A 20906-nucleotide genomic window follows, 5' to 3' on the forward strand; every position below is an offset into this window, starting at 1 on the left:
GGAATGTCTGAAAAACAAAAAGACAAAGAGCCAACAATAGAAAAAAACAAAGAGACATCAAGCTACCGTAGTATATTTAAGGCTACGTCATTATTTGGTGGAGTTCAAGTATATCAGATACTAATAAGTATAATTAAAGCAAAATTTATTGCGATTTTGCTTGGACCTGCTGGTGTCGGAATACAAGGTTTGTTTACTTCTGCAACTCAATTGATTCAAGGGCTTAGTTCGTTTGGATTAAAACAAAGTGCAGTAAAAAATGTCTCTGAGTCGTATTCTTCAGGTGATGTGCACAAAGTTAGCATTGTTGTTACTGTGCTAAGACGACTTGTGTGGTTAACAGGATTATTAGGGATGTTGCTTGTGATATGTTTTTCAAAACATCTAAGTCAGGCAACGTTTGGAAATAATGATTATGTAATACCTTTCATAATTCTTTCCCTAACTTTATTATTAGACCAGTTAAGTGCAGGACAAAAAGTCATTCTGCAGGGGACACGGCGTTTGAAAGATTTGGCCAAAGCGTCTGCTTTAGGAGCGACATTTGGCTTGATAATATCGGTACCTTTGTATTATCTATTAGGTATTAAGGGGATTGTTCCAACATTAGTACTTAATTCTGTTGCTGGCTTGTTACTTTCCTGGTATTTCTCAAAAAGAATAAAAATAGAACAGGTTACGGTTAATAAATATATAGTAGTAAAAGAAGGAAAGGGAATGCTTCAGATGGGAATTGCTATGAGTATTAGTGGCGTTCTTGTATACCTTTCATCGTATGTGCTACGTAGTTTTATTCGCATGGAGGGTGGAGTTGATGCTGTTGGGTTATTTACAGCAGGTTTCACACTAATGGGGTCTTATGCCGGTCTTGTATTTACTGCGATGGCGACAGATTACTATCCTCGATTAGCATCCGTCAACAAAGATAATGAGAAGTGCAGAGAAATAATGAATCAACAAGGTGAAATAGGGATACTAATATTAGCACCAATAATGTGTGCATGTGTTATTTTTTCAACCTTGGTAATTAAGTTGTTGTACTCAGCAAGTTTTTATGGGGCAAATTCTTATATAATTTGGTGCGCAACTGGTATGCTTTTTAAAATGGCATCTTGGTCTGTTTCATTTGTTTTTGTTGCAAAGGGGGAGTCTCGGTTATTTATAATAAATGAAATTAGTTCAAGTGTTTATTTCCTCGGCTCTTATCTTCTAGGCTACCATATTGGCGGCTTGTCTGGTCTTGGTATGTCTTTTACTGTAGGCTATATCCTTTATACTATACAAGTATATATTATTTCTCATATTCGTTACGATTTTACTTTCTCATCCTCATTTGTACGTCTTTTTATTATTCATCTTATATTTCTGATTGCATGTTTGACGGTGGCACTTGTATTTAAAAGTATTTGGGAAAAATATATAATTGGTTCGTTTATTTTTTTACTATCAGCCGTTTATTCATTTAAAGGGCTTGATAATCGTATAGGTTTAATGAAATATATTAATACTAAAGTTGAAAAGCGGAATGTTTGATTATTTGGCAACGGTAATAGTCTCGGCGTACAACCATGAGCGTTATATCACTGAGTGCTTGGAGGGTTTGGCGAATCAAACCTTTAAGAATTTTCAGTTGATAATAACTGATGATAATTCAACAGATAGTACACCAAGAATACTCAAAGAAAACCAAGAAAAGTATGGATATCAACTCATACTGAACCAAGAAAATGTCGGATTATCTGCGTCATTGACTAATATGGCAAAGAATTATGCGCATGGTAAATACATTTTTATCTGTGCTTCAGATGATGTGTATATGCCTAATCGCATAGAAAAGCAGGTTAAATACATGGAAGAGCATCCTAACTTTGCTATGTGTTACGCACGGACTATAAGAATTGATTTGGAGTCGAAAATAATAGGTAAAGATTCGTTTCAGGGTTATAAGTCTGGATATATTTTCGAAGATGTTTTTTTGCGTAAATATAACCTTGGTATATGTGTTGCAATGAAATCAGAAGTTTTAGCGGAGTTAGGCTATTACAGGCCAGAACTGCTTGCAGAAGATTATTACATGAATTGTAAAATTGCAGAAAATTATGAAATAGGATTTATTGATGATTATCTGTTGAAATATCGGGTTGCACCTCTTGGTAATAAACGGGATCCGTGGAAGTTGGTAGAATCCCATAGAAAAACCGTAGAGATGTTTTCTTATCGCCCAGAATATAAACAGGCATTACAGAATTGGGAATTACAAAGTGGAGCTCTAATAGCGCCATATAAGAAATATAAATTAAAGGCATTGAAATACCTTGTTAAAAATCTTTTTATTACTCGTGGGAAGAGAAATATATTGTATTTATATGATATAGCGAAAGGCTTGTTTACACGAATGTGGGAAATAAAAGTGAGCTAATTATGTGGAAATATATTGTTTTTATACTTTGTTTATATTTCTATTTCCATGACCCTTATTTGGGGATGGGAGGTGGTGTACATAGTATTCGATTATTGTATTTGCCTGCTATTTATATAGTATTCAAGAAATACAAAGAATTCAGCCTTTATCTCAAAATATTTAAAGCTGAATTGTTTGTTCTTTTATTGACGTTAACTTATACATTGCTGAGAACTGCAATGGGTGGCGAATACGGTTTCTTTATGATTCAAATAGAGGCAATTCTTGATTTGTTCGTTTTGCCTTTTATGTTTATCATATTTGCTAATTCTATAAAAATAAGTAATGAAGAAAATTTTCTAAAATCATTAATGATTGTTGGCGGTGTGGCAGCTTTTATTACTATACTATGTCTCACTTCTCCTACTATTAATGCATTTGTTCGAATGACATTCCTTAGGTTCGATGATAATAGTTCAATTTCTCTAGCATTGTATAGAAGTTTTGGTATCTCTGATTCGATTACCAGTCATTATGGCTATATTCAGGGAACGATGGTCGTTTTTGCGTGTTATTATTCAAAATATAACAAATGGATACTATGGTTGACTCCTTTCTATTTACTGTCAGGCATGGTGAATGCTCGAACGGGAGGTGTAGTTGCTATAGTTGGTGTTGCAATTTATTTGATGTCAAATAAGAATATAAAAAGTTCTATCCTTTTTATTATTGTTGCTTCGATAGTGTTTTATAATATTGAATCTCTTTTTTCTATGATTGGAGTTAGTGGCGAAACATCACAATGGTTAGAGTCGTTTGTTGACCAAATTGATACCATTATCAGCCAAAGGTCATTGGAGAGCGGAACTACCGAAACTTTGATTGATACGATGTGGATTATGCCTCAGAATATGAAAGACTGGATATGGGGTATTGGTAGGTCTGTTTTCAGTGGTGAAGCTATGGGACAAAACTCTGATGTTGGTTATGTAAATCAGATAATGTATGGTGGCTTGTTGTATGTTATACCACTATTTTCTTATATCATAGTTGTAAGCCGAAAACTTGCAAAAAATAAATATAAATCATTCGGCCTTTTCTTCTTTCTTGCTTTTTTAATTTTAAATCTAAAGTGTAGATATCTTCCCAATGGTGGTGAATTGAGGTTATTAATATTATTTGCGACTTTTGTTATTTATACAAAATATGTCGAAAACAAAAGGAAACAGTTATTATCTTCGGCTAACCAATCAATTGATACACTAATGTACGGGAATTCTTAAATAAAGTTGTTTTTGAATCAATTTTTTAGAATATCTTGATTTGTTGAAAAATACTAATATGATATATTTCCTTTACGAATCATATAGCCCTAATACAGCTTGGACTAATAGGGCGCTGGCTTATCTTAGAAATCTTGAGCGAATGAAAATTCGCGTGCATGTTTACTTTTTCTTGCCTGATGAAAATAAGAGTAAGATAGAGGATACATTTCAATATGTTAGTGTGAATTATTGTTGGGAGCATATGTTTTTTAACCACCGGCTTTTGAAATATCTGTCTTATTGGTTTTATGTTAAACAATTCCTCATGCAGCTTCATAAAGGCGACAAGGTTTATATATATGGATTGAATGACATTAAGGGGGGCATTATCAATAAAAAAGGAATAGATGTCTACTATGAGGAGACTGAAAACCCGGAAGTATCATTGACAGGGACGTGGCTCCACCATCCTACTTTAAATGAACATATTGAACTCTGTAAAAAATTGAAGGGTTTAATAGTCATATCTCAAAATTTGAAAGAATATTTTATCGAAAAAGGTGTAAGTGCAGAAAAAATCCATATCGTCAATATGACTGTTGACAGTCGAAGATTTGAAGGTATTCAAACAAAGGATGGCACTGAGCGATATATTGCATATTGTGGAAAAGCTTCAAACAATAAGGATGGGGTTAACAAATTGATAAAATCTTTTTCAATCGTGTGTGAGAAACATCCTTCTTTGAAATTATTCATTATAGGAAAGACACCAAGTGTAGATGACAAATCAGGAAACCTGCAGTTGGTCCGCAAGTTGGGCATTGAGGATAAAATTGTTTTTACTGGAGTCGTTTCTGCAGATAAAATACCACAGTTACTAAAGAATGCAGAGATGCTTGCCTTAGCAAGGCCTGATAATATGCAGGCAAAATACGGATTCCCGACAAAATTGGGGGAGTATCTTTTAACGGAGAATCCTGTGGTAGTAACATCGGTTGGAGACATACCGCTTTTCTTGAAAGATGGTGAAAGTGCGTTAATGGCTGATCCAAATAGTGATGAAGATTTTGCTGCAAAAATAGATTGGGTGTTAACCCACCCGGCAAAGGCAAAACAAATTGGCAAAAAAGGAAGAGAAGTTGCGCTAAATAGTTTCGACGCAGTGAAAGAAACAGAGAAATTAATTAGAATTATCAATACGAAATAATATAAGAGATGTTCTTCAATTCCTTTGAATTCCTTTGGCTGTTCCCACTTGTTTTTGCGGCTTATTACCTTGTTCTCGCATTATGTAAGCCAGAAAGAAATAGTAGTCGCTGGGACAATTATTTGCTGATAGCCATTAGCTATGCGTTATATATAAAGTGGAACCCTGCTTTTGCCTTGCTGCTTCTGGGTATCACATTCGTGACATGGGGCATGGCATTACTAATAGAACGTCATGAGGCTTATGGACGTAAGAAGTGGATTATTACCTCTGGCGTATTATTGTCGTTGTTGCCATTGCTGTTCTTTAAATATTACCATTTTATTAGCGATAACCTCAATGTGCTACTTGGTGCCTGTGGAATAGATAGTGGGTTGCCCGGGTTGAACTATGCAGTTCCGATAGGAATTTCCTTTTTTTCACTACAAGCCGTTGGCTACTTGTGGGATGTCTACTACCAACGTATCAAGGTCGAGCACAATTGGTGGAATTATATGCTGTTCGTATCATTCTTCCCCCAAATAGCATCAGGTCCTATCAGTAAAGCTAAAGATTTGCTACCACAGATTAATGCTCAAAGAACCTTTAGCGAAACTGGTGTAATCCAAGGTTGCAAATGGCTGTTGTGGGGTATGTTCCTTAAAGTGGTATTGGCAGACAGACTTGGCCTCTATGTTGATATTGTCTATAGCAATTACGATATGCAGACAGGTTTAACATGCTTATTGGCTAGCATCTTCTATTCGTTTCAGATTTATGGTGATTTTGCAGGATATTCATTGATGGCCATTGGTGTGGGTAAGATTATGGGATTTGACCTTATCAACAACTTTAATCGCCCATATTTCTCTAAAAGTATCACAGAGTTTTGGCGTCGCTGGCATATTTCGCTATCTACATGGTTGAAGGATTATATTTATATTCCGCTGGGTGGTAGTCGTTGCAGTAAACTTCGTAATTACTGGAACATTACGGTTACATTCCTTGTGAGTGGTATATGGCATGGCGCCAATTGGACTTTTATTGTGTGGGGGCTATTGCATGGAATATACCAGATAGTTGAAAAAATGCTGGGTGTCCAGAAAAGTGAGGCCAAAGGATTGTTAAAGTTCGGACGTATTGTTTTCACATTCTTATTAGTTAACTTCGCGTGGATATTCTTCCGTTCACCTTCTCTTTCTTTTGCCTGTGATTATATTAGGAAGATTTTTATTGAACCAGGGTCGTCGATATATTGGGGATTCTCCACAACCAATGTGCTGATCATAGCAAGTTTGGCTACGGTTTTAATCAAAGAGATAGTTGAGGAATTGTCATCATTCACTTTGATTAACAGCAGATATGTGATAGTTCGCTGGGCTACATACATAGTGATCGTATTCTCTTTACTGTTATTTGGAGTGCTTGATTCCAGTCAGTTTATCTATGCTAGTTTCTAAATGCAGAACTATGAAAAGACTTATATTGAAAATACTTTTATTTCTGTTGATTTGTGTGGTTGTTGATAGGGGTGTTGGAGCTACTATGAGGTGGTTAATGTCACATGCTCAAAGTGGCGAAACATACCGTAACTATTATATGTTTAACAAAATGAAAGACGACGTGCTGATTTTTGGATCTTCACGGGCGATGCACCATTATAATCCTTTAGTTATAGAGGGGAGGGTGGGGGTAAAATGCTATAACTGCGGCATCAGTGGTTATGGAATCATTTTGTTCTATCCTCGGTTAATGAAGATATTAGAGCGGTATCAGCCGAAATTGATAATTTACGATGTCTATTCCTCATTTGATTTGAAACCTGGCGATAATCATAAATATCTACGATATGTGCGCCAGATTGAAGGTTGTGAAGCAGCCAACGAAGTGTTAACAAGCATAGATTCTACAGAGCGTTGGAAAATGTTCTCAAAAGCCTATCAATATAATTCACAATTACCTCAGTCTATAGGTGATTGTATAAAAAGTGATCCTGATTCATTACGAGGCTTTCATCCGAAGTTTGGTGTAAAACAAGATGTGACTCGAAAAGAAAAGGATAATGAAACTCCAAAAGTTTTGAAATATGAATACGATGATTTGAAATTACATTATCTTCAGTTATTGATGGAGACGTGTAAACAACGTAATATCTCTCTTGTTATTTTTCTTTCACCTTTGGCAGTTTATGAAGACGATAGCTTATATGAGCCAGTTCGTACTTTATGTAATAGTAATAATATTTTGTTTGTAGACTATGAGCGGTTGTTTGACAAGCGACCGGAAATGTTTTATGATAAAGCTCACATGAATGCAGAGGGGGCAAGTACTTTTTCTGTTTTAGTGGCAGATACAATTATGAAGACAATACCATCAATTCAATGAGAAATTTCAAATGGACAGTGCATAATGCACTTTATTTACTAAAGTATTACAGACCATGGGGGAGGGAAGAAGACTTGCCACATGGTTTGGTTTTCATTTTTGACCCTCATCGTAATCATCCTGGGCTACTGGATCGACTGAAGGGGGTGGTAGGTAGTTATGGAATAGCTATTGAGAATAATCTCGATTTTAAAATATTATTTGAACCGGGATCCTCAATTCCGAACTATATTGAACCTAATAAGATAAATTGGAAAATTAGCCCAAGTGAGATTTCGCATAATATATTCCATATACGCTTGACAAATTATTACGGAAAAGGGGATGTTCAACAACTTAAAAATAAAACTGGGCAGTATCATTTGTATAACTATGTTGGGCATGACCTTCGTATGAGCAATGGCGTAAAAAATAATCACGAGTTATGGACACGCGATTATAATGCTTTGTTTAGGCCAACGAAGATGTTAAATTCTTGCTTAGAGGAGTTTCCTCACAAGCCTAATCAATATATTGCAGTACATGTACGTTTTGTGAATGCTTTAGAGCTACAAGAAACGAGATACTCTCAAAGGCCATTATGTGAAAATGAAAGACTGCAGCTGATGGATGATTGTATTCGCTCTATTATGATATTGGCAGAACAGGAAAAAAGTCCTGCTCTTGTATTCTCCGATAGTAATATTTTTTTGGAGGAATGTCGCAAAAGAGGGGTTAATACACTAGAAGGTAATGTCGGGCATATAAGCTATCATTCATCAGAAGACGTTGTGAGAAAGGCTCTTGTAGATTTGTATATGATTTCACGAGCAAAGGCTGTTTATCAACTAAATTGTGAACATCTATATAAAAGCGCATTTTCTTACTATGGTGCACTGATTGGTGGTAAAGAATGTAAACGTGTAGAGATTAATAAACTCATAAATGGATAAAATATGGCTCGTTTGTTATATATTGATGCATTACGTGGGTTCGCTATTTTGTTAGTGGTTATGGGCCATCTCATCCAATACAATGCAAATGAATGGTATTCTCATCCAATATTCAATTTGATTTATAGTTTCCATATGCCACTTTTTTTCTTTATAAGTGGTTTGGCTCAGTACTTGTCAGAAGTAAAAATGCCACTTTTTGGAATTAAAGTGGTCGGAAAATATCTCTGGAGACGTGTGCTAATGTTGACTGTTCCATTTTTGGTATGGACTGTGATGGTACCCTGTTTTTTTATGAATCTTAAGGATGTCCATATTAATTTTGGTCAATACTGGTTTCTAAATGCGCTCCTTTTGGTCTGTATTGTTCATGCAGTAGGTCGATTAGCTTTTCAGTGGAAATATGGTATGTTGTTGATATTGTTACTTGGGATTGCATTATTGGCAGGGATGGTTGTGACCCATAAGTATATATTCTTTTTTGCGGTTATTTTCGAGATGGGGTACTATTTCCAAAAATATGATATTGTGAATAGATTGCCAATAGATATATATTCCATATTGGGGGTGGCGTTTCTTCTTCTTGTGGGGTATTATCATTTTGGTGAAGGACATATGGATACATCAAACATTTGGATTTCCAGTATTGTTTCAATACTAGCATCTACTTCTCTGACTTTTTTGTTTAAAGAATTGGAGGTGAAGGAAATGAAAATGATTCGGCCTTTAGCTTTTATTGGTAGTTACACTTTAGGGATTTATGTCTGCCACTACTATTTTATACGTAGTCTAAACTTGGATTGGCTTTTTGGAATTAATAATATAATGGTGCAGGGCATTACACTTTTGTTAATTGCTATATTTTTTTCTTTATGCTGCGTGGGCATTCAACTTTTTGTTGAGCCATTAAAAATCTTTAATGGCTTGTTATATGGTAAATGGAAATATAAAGTTACTAAGTAATCAAAAAATAATGTTGAGGATAACAATATTTATTGGTGGCCTTTCTGGGGGTGGAGCAGAGCGAACAGTTTGCAATTTAGCCAATTATCTAAACCAGAATGGACATGAGGTAACTCTGTTGACAATGTCTGATGACGTGCCGTCATATACCATTGCTGAGGGGATAAATCGCGTGTGTCTTCTTACTCAGGATGAACGAGGAAGTAATATAAAAAATAGTTATTTGCGTTGGAGTAGGCTGCGTAGTTATGTAAAGAGGGAGAAAGTACAGTGCTATATAGCTTTCCTTCCAATTACTATTCTTCTTCTTTTGAGTATGCGTCCTAAAGTACCAGTCATTATATCAGAGCGAAATTATCCATTAAGTTATCCAAAATACATGCAAGTTTTACTTCGCGTATTATCAAGGAGAGCAAATGGTTGTGTTTGTCAAACCGAAACGAATGCAGAATGGTACAGGGGTATAATGGGTCCCCAAAAAGTACATATTATACCGAACGCTATTAACCCAGCCTTCTTGCGTAAACAATTTAACGGTGAGCGAAAAAAAGAAATAGTGGCCGTGGGTAGACTTGTCGGTGCCAAAAATTATCCATTACTAATTCGGGCGTTTGCAGCCATTCAATCTGATTTTCCTGGCTATAAACTTATTATTTATGGCAAAGGAGGATTAAAAGATAAGCTGGAAGCATTAGCACTTGATCTCGGAATATCGAGCAAGGTTTGTTTTGAGGGGTTCTCGAACAATATTGCTGATAGTATTGGGTCTGCATCTTTATATGTATTGTCTTCTAATTTTGAGGGCATGCCGAATACACTCGCAGAAGCAATGGCTTTAGGGCTACCTTGTATCGCAACAGATTCAGATGGTGGTGGTGCGAAATTTTTAATAGAGAATGGCGTGAACGGTTTGTTAGTACCAAAAGGTAATACTAAGTTGTTGAGCGATTCTATTTCTAAAGTATTGTCTGATAGGGAATATGCGGTAAGATTAAGTGAAAATGCAAGGAAAATACAGCAAAAATTGGATCCAGAAAATATATACAGACAATGGTTGGATCTAATAAATGATTTAATGATTATTGAGAAATAAACAATTACAACAATGTTAGAAGTAATTTACTTGATAAGTCGTGCAAGGCCTTCGGGGCCGATAAATCAAGCACTGAACATACTGACAGGAATGAAGCAGAATGGGCGAGTGCATGCAGCTTTGGTGACCTTAGCACCAGAAGAAGAAAATAATTCATGGTTACAAAGATTCTATGACAATGGTATAGAGGTGGTGCAGTTTATGCAACCTCTGAAGAGTACTTGGCGATGTGTGAAGAAACTTCGCCAATATGTGGAAGAGCATCATGTAGATGTAATACACTCAGCAGGGTATAGAGCTGACACGGTTAGTCTGCTAACGAAATGCGGTGCGATAAAAGTATCAACACAGCGTTCTCATCCTCATGATGTTGTTGAAAAATTTCCTAAATGGCAGCAACCATTATTAAATTATTTGCATTTAAAGATGCTTAAAAAGATGGATGGGGTTGTGGCTTGCTCTAAATCATTACAATCTGTTTTTATGAATGAATTTTTCATGAATATAGATGCTGTACAGAATGGAGTTAATACAGAAAAATTCAAACCAGCCACTTCAATTGAAAAAGAAGAGGCAAGGACATCACTCGGATTGACAGCAAATCAGGTGATGATTCTTATTTTAGGGAGTGTAAGAACAAGAAAAAATATTCAAATGATAGTGGATTCTTTGCATGAGATCAAGGATGAACGTTTATCTGCTTTTTTTGTGGGTGGTGGACCACAATTAGAGGAGATGCGAGAACAAACAAAGAACGATGATAATATACATTTTATCGGTCAAGTAAAAGATCCTTCTATATACTTAAAAGCTTCTGACGTTATGCTTTCAGCTTCTCTGGCAGAAGGGCTTCCGAACTCTATCTTAGAGGCTTTGGCTTGTGGCCTTTCTGTTGTTTTGTCTGACATCGAGCCTCACAAAGAGTTGATTGAGGGGACAGGTGTAGGTGCGTTGTTCTCACGAGATTCCAAAGAAGAACTTATTGATGCTCTTAAAAAATCAATGGAATGGGACAAGGAGGAAGTATCACAGCAATCTAGACAGTTAGCACTTGATAGATTCAGTATTTGGAAATTAGCTGAGAACTATGAAAACGTATATAAGAAAATATTGAATAGAAAATAAAATGAATGGTTTTGTTGAGTTTGGTAAAAGATTGAAATTCGTCAAGATACACGATCTTCTGGAAGTGTTCCCTATGATTGTTGGTTTTTTGATGTCAATCTTTGTTCGTATAAAATACAAGAACCTATGGCTGATATGTGAGCGACCCAACGAGGCTCGTGATAATGGTTATTGGTTTTTTAAATATATGTGTGAATACCATCCGGAAATTGATGCGGTATATGCTATTGACAGTACTAGTGTGGATTACCCCAAAGTATCGAAACTAGGCAAAACTATTCCGTATGGATCCTTGAAACATTGGGCATATTATTTTGCAGCAAAACGAAATATATCATCGCAAAAAGAAGGAAAGCCCAATGCTGCTTTATGCTTTATTTTGGAAGTCTATCTGGGACTTGTTAAAAATAGAGCCTATATACGACATGGTATTTGTAAGGATAATCAGGAATGGATAAACTATAGGATAACTAAGATTAATCTCATATTCACTTCAGCTAAGCCAGAACATGATCTGATGATAGACACTCTTAACTATCCGGAAAAGAACGTGGCTTTAACTGGCCTTTGCCGATATGATAACCTGCTATCGGATCATGAGGTAAAGAGGCAGATCTTGGTGATGCCGACAATGAGGGAATGGTTACGGGTTATATCCAGTGATACATTGAAGTATGAAAAGTCGAAAAAATTTACGGATTCAGAATATTTCCTGACTTGGAGTAGTCTGTTACATAGCGAGAAACTGAAAAATGTATTGGAAAAATACAATATAAAGCTTTTGTTTTTCCCACATTCTACCATGCAAAAGTATTTAGGTGATTTTAATTGTAATTCTCAAAATATATTAATAGCCGACGCTAGACAATATGATGTTCAGCAATTGCTAATGGAATCTGCTGCATTAATCACAGACTATTCTAGTATTTATTTTGATTTTGCATATATGAAAAAACCTCTTATATATTACCAGTTCGACTATGATAAGTATAGGAAAGGACAATATCAAGAAGGGTATTTTGTATATAAACGTGATGGATTTGGACCGGTTGTTGAAAAGGAGGATTTGCTTGTTTCTGAGATTGAAAATATCATCGAAAACAATATGCAGATGCCATTAGAGTATAAAAATAAGGTGGATGACTTTTTTGCGTTTCATGATACATGTAACTGTAAGCGAACATTCGACGCAATCAATAATATGAAATAAAATGGATAAGTCTGAGTATAATGAACTTGTTAAATTTGAGGTATATGAATTCTATGAAAGTTTTCTTCATAGACGCTTGTCGTGGATAGATAAGATAAGAGCCAAATATATCTCGCCACAGGGGAACGCTACATATTTGATAAGAAAAATGCAATATTTTTATTCCTGTGGAGGCATAAAACGGATGTTGGCGTTAATGATTAAAGTTAAACTCGCTAGGAGATATGGAATTTATATAGACCCTCAGACAGTAATAGGGAAAGGGCTAAGTATTCCCCATCCATCTAGTATAGTGATTGCTCATACTAAGATTGGCTGTAATTTTACAATATATCAAAATTGTACAATTGGGCATAAGATGGGAAAAGGTAACCAAAAATGGTGCGTTCCTGTCATAGGTGATAATGTAACTATGTATACAAATAGTAGTATAGTTGGGGGTGGCATGATTGCTGACGATGTTACTTTGGCTGCCCATTGCTGTATCGTCAAGGATGCACTTGAATCAGGTGTTTATGTTGGCTGTCCTGGGCGGTTGTTAAATAAAGAGTAATATATTAAATATGAAATTTAGTGTTTGTACATCAATTTATAAGAATGATAGACCAGATTTTGTCAGTGTTGCACTTGACAGTATGTTGGTAAATCAGAGTGTGAAACCATCGGAGATAGTATTGGTGCAAGATGGGCCAGTGCCTGATGAGTTGCAGCAGGTGTTGGAGGTGTATGAGAGTAGATACCCTGAGGTTATGAATGTTATTCGATTGGAAAAGAATGGCGGATTGGGCAATGCCTTGAAACTAGGTGTTGAGAATGCTAAATACGATATTTGTGCACGAATGGATAGTGATGACATTTGCCTTCCAAATCGCTTTGAGAAGCAATTGGCATACCTTGAAACTCATCCTGAATGTGATATTGTTGGTGCCCAGATGACAGAATTTATTGATACGCCAGAGAATATTGTTGGTAGGCGTGAGGTGCCCCTTTCGAATGAGGAGATATATGAGTTCATGAAGAGCCGTTGTGCTTTGAATCATGTAACTGTTATGTTTCGCAAAGCATCTGTGTTAAAGGTTGGAAATTATCAAGATTGGTTTTGGAATGAGGATTATTATCTTTGGGTAAGAATGATGATGGCGGGCTGCAAGTTCGCTAATATTCCCGATGTGGCAGTAAATGTAAGAAGTGGTGCTGATCAATATGCTAGACGTGGTGGAAAGAAATATTTCGACAGCGAAATTGGCATCAAGAAGTTGATGTTAAAAGAAGGTCTGATTACACGATACCAGTTCATTGTTAACTATATAGAACGTTTTATAATTCAATTGATGTTACCCAATAGTGTTAGGGGGTGGGTATTCAGGACTTTTGCAAGGAAATGAATAACCACTGTTTATTTGAACAGATGCAGTATGAGGTAAGGTTATGAAATCAAATAATATTGATACTTTCTTCGAATTACTTAGGGCTGGGCTATGGGAAAGTGATGCCCAGATCCTACAGTATGGGAAAATAGATTATAACGAGATAATGCGGATTGCAGATGAACAGTCGGTTATGGGGCTTATAACTGCAGGTATGGATCATGTTCAAGATGTGAAAGTTCCGCAGGAAGTATCTCTTCAATTTATAGGCCAAACGTTACAGATAGAACAGCAAAATATAGCAATGAATTCCTTTATCGCAAACCTAATTGAAAGGTTGCGGAATAAAGATATCTATGCACTTTTACTGAAAGGCCAAGGGGTCGCACAATGTTATGAGCGACCACTTTGGCGATGTGGTGGCGATGTCGATTTGTTTCTGAATGATAGCGGTTATACAAAGGCTAAGGATTTCCTGCTGCCAATAGCAAGTTCTGTTGAACCAGAGGGGAAAAAAGGTAAACACCTAGGTATGACCATAGACACTTGGACTGTGGAGCTACATGGTACACTTTATGGCGGTATGTCAAACAGAATAAACAAAGTGATGGATGAGTTGCAGCGAGATGTGTTCTATGGTGGCAATGTTCGTTCATGGTTAAATGAAAGAACGCAAGTTTTTATTCCGGGTTTTGACATAGATGCTGTTTATGTTTTTACGCATTACTTGAACCATTTTTATAAAGGAGGACTGGGGGTTCGTCAAGTTTGTGACTGGTGTAGGCTCTTATGGGCTTATAGGGATTCTCTAAATCTAGAGTTACTAGAATCACGGGTTAAGAAAATGGGGCTGATGACAGAATGGAAAGCTTTTGGAGCATTTGCCGTAGATTACCTTGGAATGCCAACTGAAGCTATGCCTTTTTATTCTGCAGATGTAAAGTGGAAAAAGAAAGCAGACAGGATATGTGCTTTTATTCTAGAAGTTGGGAATATGGGGCATAACAGAGATATGAGTTACTTTGAAAAGTATCCTTATCTGATACGTAAGGTGTGTTCGATGAGTAGAAGGTGTGGCGACTTGATTCGCCATACAAGGGTATTCCCTATGGATTCGCTGAGGTTTTTTCCTAGGATTATGTACGTAGGATTGAGGGCTGCAGCAAGAGGTGAATAAGAATTTCTATTTAATAGAATAAAGATAGTAGTAAATGATATTGAAATGGATCTTCGACAGGCTGGTATCGTTAATCGGCCTATTGTTTCTTTGGCCAGTATTACTGATAACAGCGATATTGGTAAAAATTAAAATGCCGGGAGGACCTGCGTTCTTCGTTCAGAAGAGGGTAGGCAAGGATGGTAAGTTGTTTGATTGTCATAAGTTCAGGACGATGACGGTTAAACATAGTGGTTCAACTGTTTCTGTTGCAGGAGATAGCCGCATTACGCCTTTTGGTGCTACACTTCGTCATTATAAGCTGGATGAGCTGCCAGGACTTTGGGATGTGCTGATTGGTAACATGAGCTTTGTTGGTCCAAGACCAGATGTTCCTGGTTATGCTGACCAGCTGCAAGGTGATGACCGACGAGTGTTGAAGTTGCGCCCAGGTATCACGGGACCTGCAACTTTGAAATATCGTCTGGAAGACGAAATGATTTCAGAGTATGTAGCCCAGAAGCAGGCTGCTGGCGATACTCGTGGCATGCAGGAAATAGCCGAGGAGTATAACGATACGGTAATTTATCCCGATAAGGTGCGATTGAACCTGTATTATCTGGATCACTACTCGTTTGTGAAGGATTTCAAGATGATACTGTGTACGGTACTTGGTAAGAAGATGTCTTACGCTGGGGAGGTTATATGAAATACCTAAAAGCAATATGGCTGTTCTGTAGTTTCTTGTTTGTCCCGCAACGTAAACCAAGATTTGAAGAATGAAAATAACGAAAGATATACTTGATGAGCTGACACAGAAAGCGAAAACTTCTCCAAGATTAAGGTGTAACCTTGATTTGCGCAATTCTGCTGAAGATAATAGCCAGCGGATGCTGAATGCTTTGGAACCTGGAACTATTATGCCTATTCACAGGCATAAGGGGTCTTCAGAAACTTGTGTTTGTGTAAGAGGACATTTCGAAGAATACTTCTATGATGAGAATGGTAATCTCGCGGATACCATTGATATGATGCCAGGAGGAGTAGTGCTGAATATCGAGAAAGGTCAATGGCATAGTTTGAAGTGCCTTGAATCTGGAACGATACTTCTGGAAGCTAAGGATGGCGCCTATAGACCTCTGGATGAGGATGAAATTTTTACTAAGTAAGACAATTTAAATTAATATGCGAATATGAGTGTATTTAAAGACAAAACCCTCCTGATTACTGGAGGTACTGGTAGTTTTGGTAATGCAGTGTTGAACCGTTTTCTCCGTACTGATATCGGAGAGATTCGTATTTTCTCGCGTGATGAGAAGAAGCAGGACGATATGCGTCATGATTTCCAGGCGCGTATGCCGGAGGTGGCCAACAAAATCAAGTTCTACATTGGTGACGTACGCAACAAGAGCACACTGAAGTACGCCATGAAGGGTGTGGACTATGTGTTCCATGCTGCTGCCTTGAAGCAGGTACCCTCGTGTGAGTTCTTCCCGATGGAAGCTGTGAAGACCAACGTGATTGGAACAGACAACACGCTTGATGCTGCTATCGATGCAGGTGTTAAGTGCGTTATTTGCCTTTCTACTGATAAGGCTGCTTACCCCATCAACGCTATGGGTATTACCAAGGCCATTGAGGAGAAGATAGCTGTTGCTAAGAGCCGCCTCTCTGGCGACACCAAGATTTGCTGCACACGTTATGGTAATGTGATGTGTAGCCGAGGTTCAGTTATTCCTCTTTGGATTGACCAGATTCGCAAGGGTAATCCTATTACGTTGACTGAACCCAAGATGACACGATTCATCATGAGCCTTGAAGAGGCTGTAGATCTCGTACTGTTTGCCTTCGAGAACGGAAAGAATGGTGACATTCTCGTACAGAAAGCACCTGCCTGCACGATTCAGACTCAGGCTGAGGCAGTTTGTGAGTTGTTCGGTGGCAAGAAGGAAGAGATCAAGGTGATTGGTATTCGTCATGGAGAGAAGATGTACGAAACCCTTCTGACTAAAGAAGAAGCTGCTAAGGCTATTGATATGGGTAACTTCTATGCAGTACCTGCTGACAACCGCGACTTGAACTATGACAAGTACTTCAAGGAGGGTGATGTAAAGCGCGCGTTGATTGATGAGTTTAACTCGAACAATACGAGAATCCTGAATCTGGAGGAAACGAAAGAGAAGATCGCTTCGCTTACTTACATTCAGAACGAGTTGAATGGAATTCCTAACTTGGTTTAAGTGAACACGAATTACCATTAATTAGACATTAATTTATCAAGAATTATATGGCTCAATTTAAAGATAATGGAAAATTGAAGCTGTTGATCATCGTGGGTACACGCCCTGAGATTATAAGATTGGCAGCTGTCATCAATGAATGCCGCAAGTACTTCGATACATTGTTGGCACATACGGGTCAGAACTATGACTATAACCTGAATGGTGTCTTTTTCAAAGACCTCAAATTGGCAGATCCCGATGTGTATATGGAGGCTGTAGGTAATGACCTTGGCGAAACCATGGGCAATATCATTGCTAAGAGTTACCAGCTGATGGTGGAAGTGAAGCCCGATGCAGTTCTGGTACTGGGCGATACCAATAGCTGCCTGTCAGTTATTGGCGCAAAGCGCCTGCATATCCCCATCTTCCATATGGAGGCTGGCAACAGATGTAAGGATGAGTGCCTGCCAGAGGAGACCAACCGCCGCATCGTGGACATCATCAGCGATGTGAATATGGCATACTCTGAGCACGCTCGCAGGTATCTGGCAGATACAGGTCTGCCCAAGGAGCGTACATACGTTACTGGCAGCCCGATGGCCGAGGTGCTGCACAACAACTTGGCTGAGATTGAGGCTAGCGATATTCACCAGCGCCTTGGTCTTGAGAAAGGTAAGTATATTTTGCTCTCTGCTCATAGAGAGGAAAATATTGATACTGAGAAGAACTTTATGAGCCTGTTTACGGCGATTAATAAGATGGCAGAGAAGTATGATATTCCAATTTTGTATAGCTGTCATCCTCGTTCACGCAAGCGTTTGGAGGCTTCAGGTTTCCAATTGGATAAGCGAGTTATTCAGCACGAGCCTCTGGGATTCCATGACTACAACTGCTTACAGATGAACGCCTTTGCGGTGGTTTCTGATAGCGGCACACTGCCCGAAGAAAGCAGCTTCTTCACCTCTGTAGGTCATCCTTTCCCAGCTGTCTGCATCCGTACCTCTACAGAGCGTCCTGAAGCATTGGATAAAGGTTGCTTCGTATTGAGCGGAATTGATACCGTTGGCCTGTTACAAAGCGTTGATGTGGCTGTAAGCCTTATCAAGGATGGCAACCAAGGTATTCCTGTGCCCGACTACGTGGATGAGAATGTATCAACCAAGGTGGTTAGAATTATCCAATCTTATGTTGGTGTAGTAAATAAGATGGTATGGCGAAAATACTAGTAACAGGAGCAAAGGGGTTCGTAGGTAAGAACCTCTGTGCTCAACTTAATACAATCAAAGACGGCAAAGATAGAAGGTTCCCAGAACTTTCTATCGAAGCTGTTTATGAGTACGATATTGACAATACTGCAGAAGAACTGGATAAGTGGTGTAGTGATTGTGATTTCGTATTCAACTTAGCTGGCGTGAATCGTCCAAAAGAGCAGTCTGAATTCATGGCTGGTAATTTTGGGTTTGCTTCTACATTACTGGATACACTCAAAAAGCATGGGAATAAGTGTCCTGTAATGCTTTCAAGTTCTATCCAAGCAACGCTTGCTGGACGTTTTGGAACCTCAGAATACGGTAAAAGCAAAAAGGCTGGCGAAGAACTGTTCTTTGACTATAGCAAAGAAACAGGTGCTAAGGTTTTGGTTTACCGCTTCCCAAACTTGTTCGGAAAGTGGTGTCGCCCGAATTATAATTCAGCAGTAGCCACCTTCTGCAATGCGTTTGCCAACGACCTTCCTTATACAGTCAATGATCCATCTGTTGAGCTTGAATTGCTGTATATTGATGATTTGGTAGATGAGATGCTGAATGGCCTACAAGGCAAGGAGCATCATTGCGAGTTCGATGGGGTAGAGACCGTAATGAAAGAGGATGGTCGCTATTGTGCTGCACCCATCACTCATAAAGTGACATTAGGTGAGATTGTGGAATTGTTGAAGTCTTTTGCAGAACAGCCCAAGACTTTGATGATTCCTGAAATTCCTGCAAACTCGTTTGCCAAGAAGTTGTATTCTACTTATCTGAGTTATCTTCCCAAGGAGAAAGTGGCTTTCCCTTTGAAGATGAATGTGGATGATAGAGGTTCGTTTACAGAACTAGTTCACACCCTCAATGCCGGTCAAGTTTCAATCAACATCTCTAAGCCAGGAATCACGAAAGGACAGCACTGGCACAATACCAAGTGGGAGTTCTTCATTGTGGTGGCTGGTCATGGCTTGATTCAGGAGCGCAAGTTGGGTAGTGATGAAGTGATTGAGTTTGAGGTATCTGGTGACAATATCCAGTGCATCCACATGTTGCCAGGATATACTCATAACATCATCAACCTCTCAGACACAGAAAATCTCGTCACAGTTATGTACTGCAACGAGATCTTTGATCCAAATAGGCCAGATACGTTCTTCGAGCCCGTAAAATAGCAAAGGATTGTAGGCTTCTTGGATTTATGAAAAGAAAGATGAAATAGAATTCGAATTGTAAAAATAGTATTATCTTAGTATATGAAGACAGCACTTATTACTGGTATTACTGGCCAAGATGGAAGCTATTTGGCCGAGTTTTTGTTAGAAAAAGGTTATGATGTTCATGGAACAATCCGTCGCTCGTCGGTGGACTTCCGTGAGCGTATAGCACACCTGGAAGGCACACCTCATTTTCATCTGCACTATGCAGACCTTGGTGACTCGATGAGTGTGCTGGGCGTGATTGGAAAGGTTCGCCCTGATGAGATATATAATCTGGCGGCACAGAGCCACGTTCAGGTGAGTTTTGACTCACCTGAGTTTACGGCTGACGTGGATGCTGTAGGTGTATTGCGTATCCTGGAGGCAGTCCGTCAGTTGGGTATGACTGAGACTTGCCGTATTTATCAGGCTTCAACTTCTGAGCTTTACGGTAAGGTAGAGGAGGTTCCTCAGAACGAGAATACACCGTTCCATCCTTATTCGCCCTATGCAGTAGCTAAGCAGTACGGCTTCTGGATTGTGAAGGAGTATCGTGAGGCTTATAATATGTACTGCTGCTCAGGCATTCTATTTAATCATGAATCAGAACGCAGAGGTGAAACTTTTGTAACTCGTAAAATTACGCTGGCAGCTGCTCGTATTTCTCAGGGCCTGCAGGATTGCCTGTATCTGGGCAATATGGACTCTTTGCGTGACTGGGGATATGCTAAGGACTACGTAGAGTGTATGTGGCTCATCCTGCAGCAGGATAAACCGGAGGACTTTGTAATCGCAACTGGTGTACAGCATAGTGTAAGAGAGTTTACTGAGCTCGCTTTCAAACATGCAGGCATTGAATTGAAGTTTGAAGGCAAGGGCATCAACGAGAAGGGTATCGTTGTAAGTGGTCCTGAGAATCTCATCGGCAAGACTGTAGTTGCCGTTTCTGAGGACTTCTATCGTCCAACGGATGTAGTTAACCTTTGGGGTGATCCTACTAAGGCAAAGGCTAAGCTGAAGTGGAATCCGAACAAGACCAGTTTTGAAGAGCTTGTTCGCATCATGGTAGAATCTGACATCGCCAAGGTTGCAGCAGAAGGTGCTGCCGCTAAAGTAAGAACTAACCTAGCAGAGTATCTTGAAAAGGGTATTGTTAAATAA

The 20906-nt window shown here is 38.5% G+C and carries 20 protein-coding genes; all 20 read left to right on the forward strand.

Annotated features, from left to right (window positions below; genetic code table 11):
- Positions 1 to 3: 3 nt before the first annotated feature.
- The 20 genes from T500_RS0108300 to gmd all read left to right on the forward strand — a co-directional run bounded on the left by T500_RS0108300 (position 4) and on the right by gmd (position 20906).
- Complete coding sequence (locus tag T500_RS0108300) at positions 4 to 1533, forward strand: O-antigen translocase (RefSeq protein ID WP_051611964.1); 1530 nt, start codon at positions 4 to 6, stop codon at positions 1531 to 1533.
- On the forward strand, positions 1526 to 2419 hold the full coding sequence (locus T500_RS0108305; RefSeq protein ID WP_028907733.1) for a glycosyltransferase: 894 nt from the start codon (positions 1526 to 1528) through the stop codon (positions 2417 to 2419). Before T500_RS0108300 ends, T500_RS0108305 begins: the two co-directional genes overlap by 8 nt.
- Before the next feature lie 2 nt (positions 2420 to 2421).
- Positions 2422 to 3684, forward strand: coding sequence for a hypothetical protein (locus T500_RS0108310; RefSeq protein ID WP_036908880.1), 1263 nt, complete (start codon positions 2422 to 2424; stop codon positions 3682 to 3684).
- A gap of 58 nt (positions 3685 to 3742) precedes the next feature.
- Positions 3743 to 4873: a glycosyltransferase family 4 protein gene (locus T500_RS0108315; protein WP_028907735.1), complete on the forward strand. Its 1131-nt coding sequence runs from the start codon at positions 3743 to 3745 to the stop codon at positions 4871 to 4873.
- An 8-nt stretch (positions 4874 to 4881) separates the two neighbouring features.
- Complete coding sequence (locus T500_RS0108320) at positions 4882 to 6312, forward strand: MBOAT family O-acyltransferase (RefSeq protein ID WP_028907736.1); 1431 nt, start codon at positions 4882 to 4884, stop codon at positions 6310 to 6312.
- A 10-nt stretch (positions 6313 to 6322) separates the two neighbouring features.
- On the forward strand, positions 6323 to 7237 hold the full coding sequence (locus T500_RS0108325; RefSeq protein ID WP_028907737.1) for a hypothetical protein: 915 nt from the start codon (positions 6323 to 6325) through the stop codon (positions 7235 to 7237).
- Positions 7234 to 8169 carry a hypothetical protein gene (locus T500_RS0108330; protein ID WP_028907738.1) on the forward strand — a complete coding sequence of 312 codons (936 nt, stop codon included), beginning with the start codon at positions 7234 to 7236 and terminating at the stop codon, positions 8167 to 8169. Before T500_RS0108325 ends, T500_RS0108330 begins: the two co-directional genes overlap by 4 nt.
- 3 nt (positions 8170 to 8172) lie before the next feature.
- Entirely contained in the window at positions 8173 to 9132 is a 960-nt protein-coding gene (locus T500_RS0108335; protein ID WP_036908882.1) for an acyltransferase family protein, read from the forward strand.
- Positions 9089 to 10225: a glycosyltransferase family 4 protein gene (locus tag T500_RS0108340; RefSeq protein ID WP_080694836.1), complete on the forward strand. Its 1137-nt coding sequence runs from the start codon at positions 9089 to 9091 to the stop codon at positions 10223 to 10225. The genes T500_RS0108335 and T500_RS0108340 overlap by 44 nt, the downstream gene beginning before the upstream one ends.
- 12 nt (positions 10226 to 10237) lie before the next feature.
- Positions 10238 to 11350 (forward strand): glycosyltransferase family 4 protein, encoded by a 1113-nt coding sequence (locus tag T500_RS0108345; protein ID WP_028907741.1) that lies wholly within the window; start codon positions 10238 to 10240, stop codon positions 11348 to 11350.
- Between the two features lies 1 nt (position 11351).
- Complete coding sequence (locus T500_RS0108350; RefSeq protein WP_028907742.1) at positions 11352 to 12560, forward strand: CDP-glycerol glycerophosphotransferase family protein; 1209 nt, start codon at positions 11352 to 11354, stop codon at positions 12558 to 12560.
- A 1-nt stretch (position 12561) separates the two neighbouring features.
- Entirely contained in the window at positions 12562 to 13113 is a 552-nt protein-coding gene (locus tag T500_RS16410; protein WP_051611965.1) for a hypothetical protein, read from the forward strand.
- 10 nt (positions 13114 to 13123) lie between these two features.
- A complete protein-coding gene (locus T500_RS0108360; RefSeq protein WP_028907743.1) occupies positions 13124 to 13945 on the forward strand; it encodes a glycosyltransferase in 822 nt (273 codons plus the stop codon).
- A gap of 43 nt (positions 13946 to 13988) precedes the next feature.
- Entirely contained in the window at positions 13989 to 15104 is a 1116-nt protein-coding gene (locus T500_RS0108365) for a nucleotidyltransferase family protein (RefSeq protein ID WP_028907744.1), read from the forward strand.
- A 34-nt stretch (positions 15105 to 15138) separates the two neighbouring features.
- Positions 15139 to 15792, forward strand: a complete 654-nt coding sequence (locus tag T500_RS0108370) for a sugar transferase (RefSeq protein ID WP_028907745.1) — start codon at positions 15139 to 15141, stop codon at positions 15790 to 15792.
- Between the two features lie 70 nt (positions 15793 to 15862).
- The gene (locus T500_RS0108375; RefSeq protein ID WP_028907746.1) at positions 15863 to 16252 is read left to right on the forward strand and encodes a WbuC family cupin fold metalloprotein; all 390 of its coding nucleotides are present in this window, start codon (positions 15863 to 15865) and stop codon (positions 16250 to 16252) included.
- 24 nt (positions 16253 to 16276) lie between these two features.
- Entirely contained in the window at positions 16277 to 17323 is a 1047-nt protein-coding gene (locus tag T500_RS0108380) for a polysaccharide biosynthesis protein (RefSeq protein ID WP_028907747.1), read from the forward strand.
- Between the two features lie 47 nt (positions 17324 to 17370).
- Positions 17371 to 18531, forward strand: a complete 1161-nt coding sequence (gene wecB / locus T500_RS0108385; RefSeq protein WP_028907748.1) for a non-hydrolyzing UDP-N-acetylglucosamine 2-epimerase — start codon at positions 17371 to 17373, stop codon at positions 18529 to 18531.
- A complete protein-coding gene (locus T500_RS0108390) occupies positions 18516 to 19721 on the forward strand; it encodes an NAD-dependent epimerase/dehydratase family protein (protein ID WP_028907749.1) in 1206 nt (401 codons plus the stop codon). Before wecB ends, T500_RS0108390 begins: the two co-directional genes overlap by 16 nt.
- A gap of 81 nt (positions 19722 to 19802) precedes the next feature.
- A complete protein-coding gene (gene gmd / locus T500_RS15570) occupies positions 19803 to 20906 on the forward strand; it encodes a GDP-mannose 4,6-dehydratase (protein WP_051611966.1) in 1104 nt (367 codons plus the stop codon).

It is taken from the genome of Xylanibacter ruminicola Ga6B6, assembly GCF_000687715.1.
Taxonomy (GTDB): Bacteria; Bacteroidota; Bacteroidia; order Bacteroidales; family Bacteroidaceae; genus Prevotella; species Prevotella ruminicola_B.